We start from the raw sequence: 4,105 nt of genomic DNA, 5'->3' as shown, positions 1-4,105 counted from the left end.
AATCCGTCAGAATCAGATGTTCCTGAAGTTTTTATAGGTAAAGCGTCAACAGCAGATGCTGCAAGAGAATTTTTAACCTTCCATGACCAGTCATTTGAGTATTTAGAAATTACTCCGCGAAGTCCTACAAACGGAGTAAAGCCGATTCTTACGACAGGAATATTAATTGCTTTTGAAAGCTGAAGCTGACCATATAAAGTCTGAACATCGTAGTCTACATTTACCTCTGCATAACTGCTTGAAGCCCCGAAACTTCCTTTATTCATAGAATAACCGGCTCCAATAGAAAGTCCCGGGCAGATAAGACCGTCTTCAAGAATTGCATAGCGGGCATCAAAAGCAAGTGTAAAATATTCAGCAGAAAAATCTGCATCCATTGTGTTAAAATTACTGACGTCAAGAGTCATAAATGAAATACCGATATCGAAAGGAAGGAATACGCCTCCAATGCGGACATCTGCATTCAAAACAGGGAAATAGTAATTATCATTTACGCCGTCAATACCAAGTTTACCAGCAGCTTTTGCAAGACCAGATGTATTGAGGTGTGTAAAGCCGGTATTAAATCCGACAGCAAAATGTGGTGGAACAGCAGGGAAAAGTTTTCCGATAAAAGCATCGGCATAAACATTCTGCTGGACGGCAGCCTGAGGAACAGAAAAACCTAGCTGTTCGGCAAAATCTTCCATGCCGGAATTGATTTCACTCAGATAAGGAATATCTGAAGTTGTAACAGCTGACAAGTCTACCGCAAAAGAAGCAGATAATGCTCCGGCGAAAACCAGTGCAGAAACAATCAATTTTTTCAAAAGTTTCATAGAAAATCTCCTATCAAAAGTAATCAAATTATAACTTAAACCAATTAATTTTCAACAAATATTTTATGAGAGTTTTTCCAAGATTTTCTTACCTACTTTCCAGTTATCACCGGCTCCCATAGTCACGAACACATAACCGTCAGGGAAGTCTTTTCCAGAAGGTTCTGAAAGAAATTTTAATCCCATTTCTGAAGCCTCGTCAAATTCGCCCGCATAATAAATATCTTTGTGATATTTTTTTGCATGCTCAGAAAGTATTTCACCTGTCACGTTTGCCGCACCCGCATCTTCACGTGCACTTCCGTAAATCTTATTGATGATTACTTTGTCTGCTGAATCGAAGCTGGATGCAAATTCCTCAAGTAAGGCGGCTGTACGGGTATATGTATGACTCATAAAATCGACGATAATTTTGTGATTCTTATAAAATTCACGGAAACCTGCAAGAGTCGTTTTTATTGCAGTCGGATGATGGCCGTAATCGTCTATAAAAATTACATCCTGTCCGAGCGGAGTCTTTGCACGTCCGACAATTTCACTGCGGCGCTTTCCTCCGGCAAAGTTCTTAAGACCGCGTTTCAAGTCTTCAATAAAATCGAGAGGATTTTTCCCGTCACTTTTCAGAAGCTCTGCACAAAGAGCCAGGGCTGCTGTCGCATTACGGACATTATGATCTCCTGGAACGCAGATAGCACACTCATCAAGGGAAGAAACTGTAAAATAATGAACTCCGCCCTCAACTCGTCCGAAAGCAAGCCTGTAGTCGCCAAAAGCTTTTTCGCCGTAAGGAATTGCCTGAATGTCACTTCGTTTTGTCTTTGCAAGCTCCACTGCCTCGCATGCGCCTTTATCGTCAGCACAGTAAATGACCTGACCGCCTTCAGACAGTTTGCAGATGTAGTCAACGAAAGCATCCCGTATATCTTCATAAGTCGGATAATAGTCCTGATGATCGCTTTCTACGCTTGTAAGGATAATTTTTTTCGGATGGAAGGCCATAAAATGACGCTGATATTCACAGGTTTCAGCAACAAAATATTCATGACCTTTTGTCATTACGCATGAATCGCCGAATGATTTTATTATTGAGCCTGCAAGAACCTGAGACTCAAGAGGAAGTTCTTTTAAGAGAGTGCCGCAAAGACCAGTCGTGGTAGTTTTTCCGTGAACGCCGCAAACTCCGCACGAATAAGAAGCCGCACTTACAGCTCCTAGTGCCTCAGAATAAAGCATCATCGGAAGACCGCGTTTTTTTGCTTCGATAAGATCCGGATTTTTTTCGACCGAATATGCACTGGAATAAATTACAAACTGAACAGAATCAGTTATGTTTTTTTCAGAGAAAGAAAGCGCACAGATTCCCAGATGCTCAAGAATTTCGTCAGTGTAAAAACGTTCTGAAACATCGCTTCCTGTAATTACAGCTCCGCGCGCATGCAAAATTTCTACAAGGGCAACCATACCAGTTCCCTTGATTCCTACAAAATGAAAATGAACGCCTTCAAAACTTGAAGGCAAATTAATCTCTGACATTTTTACACCTGAAAATTATCAATCTGATTTCCAATCTGTTCGATAGATAATTTCATTTTATCAGAAATTGCATCCAGTGCGCTACCAGTTTCTTTAATTTTATTGGCACTAGAACTCATCAAAACAACGCTGTCTTTCATAACGCCGGTCGCATCTTTAAGACGGCGAACTTCTTCAAGAATCTGTTTATTACCTTCACTCATTTCTGCACTTGCAGTTTTTACTTCTGCTGTACTGTCACTCATATTGCGCAGTGCATCTACAATCTGTTTACTTCCTTCCTGCTGTTCTTCCATTGCACTCTTAATCTGACGCACAAGCTGGTCAGTTTCTTTTATTCCGTCTGAAACTGATGTGAATGTACGGCTTGATTCTTCGGAAGCAGAAACAACAGATTCAATGGAACCTTTGATTTTATTAAGCTGTTCACCGATTGTCTTTGACTGAGCAGCAGAAGTTTCAGAAAGTTTACGGATTTCATCAGCAACTACAGCAAAACCTTTTCCTGCTTCACCGGCATGTGCAGCTTCGATTGCCGCATTCATTGCAAGCAGATTAGTCTGTTCAGCGATTGCAGCAATTGCAATATTAGCTTCCTGAAGGCTGTTTGACTGGCTTTCAATTTCAAAAATACGCTCACTCATTTCCTGCTGCTTTTCATTACCCGTCTTTGCACGGCTTTCAAGCATTTCAAAAGAATTTGCCATTTTTGCAACAGACTGATTAACACTTGAAATATTTCCAATCATTTCTTCTACAGCAGTGGATGCCTCACTTACCTCCCGGGACTGCGTATCAATCATACGCTCAAGGGATTCAATATTTGAAGCAATTTCGTTTACAGCCCCTGCCGTTTCATTGACACTTTCTCCCTGATTTGCAATCTGATTTTGAACACTCTCGATATTTGAAAGAATATCTGAAACGGAAATTGTATTTTCTCCGATTCCAGCATGCAGTTCACCACCAGCAGAAAAGAGATCAGAACGGGAATGTTTTACATCTTTCATAATAAGCTGAAGCTTTTCAACAAATGTATTAAATGCATTCGTAACAGAACCAATATCATCATTTGAATGAACTTTAATCCGGTGAGTAAGATCTGCATTTCCAGATGCAATCTCGTTGAGGTTTTTATCAAGAATTCTTAAAGGACGTAAAACTCTGAAAACTGAAACTGCAGCAGAAAGAATTAAAATAAATGCAATTATAAGTGCCGAAACTGCAAAAATCGGTGTAAGGGAACTGCTTGTTTCATAAACCAGAGCTTCCGGTACATTCAGAGCCATACTCCACGGAGTTCCGGAAACAGGACCATAAACCATAAGTTCATTTCCTGAAGGTGAATGAACCCATCCATGACCGCTTTCACCGGCAACCATAGCTCTGGCAATTTCTGTAAGCCCGCCATATAAATCATTTTCAACTGTAAAATTTTCTTTCATTACAATATCATGATTTGGAAAAGCCATAATCGTACCGTCACCGGTAAGAAGAATCGCATAACCGGTTTCTCCGACTTTAACTGCATCAATTGCCTGTGCAAGACGTGCATGAGAGACAGCTCCCGCGATAAATCCAATTGCAGTTTTATTTATCGAAACAGATTTACAGACAAAGTAAGAAGCATCATCATTGTTTGAACCGATTGAATTACTGATATACTGCCCTTTTCCGCTGGATTTCATAAACTGGAAATACTCTGTAGAAGAAACATCAGAAACTAAGTCGGAGGCCAAGCGGTCTTAGGAAGA

At 40.4% G+C, this 4,105-nt stretch carries 3 protein-coding genes; all 3 read right to left on the bottom strand.

Annotated features, from left to right (window positions below; all coding sequences use genetic code 11):
* Nucleotides 1–818, bottom strand: an 818-nt coding sequence (locus ACKI5B_RS04900; protein ID WP_407426410.1) for a hypothetical protein, incomplete at its 3' end; no start/stop codon positions are given.
* Between the two features lie 63 nt (nt 819–881).
* Entirely contained in the window at nt 882–2,351 is a 1,470-nt protein-coding gene (gene murC / locus ACKI5B_RS04895; protein WP_407426408.1) for a UDP-N-acetylmuramate--L-alanine ligase, read from the bottom strand.
* A gap of 2 nt (nt 2,352–2,353) precedes the next feature.
* Entirely contained in the window at nt 2,354–4,039 is a 1,686-nt protein-coding gene (locus ACKI5B_RS04890) for a methyl-accepting chemotaxis protein (protein WP_407426406.1), read from the bottom strand.
* Between the last annotated feature and the right edge of the window lie 66 nt (nt 4,040–4,105).

The organism is Treponema sp., assembly GCF_045657965.1.
Taxonomy (GTDB): Bacteria; Spirochaetota; Spirochaetia; order Treponematales; family Treponemataceae; genus Treponema_D.
This window is presented reverse-complemented; position numbering and strand designations above follow the sequence as displayed.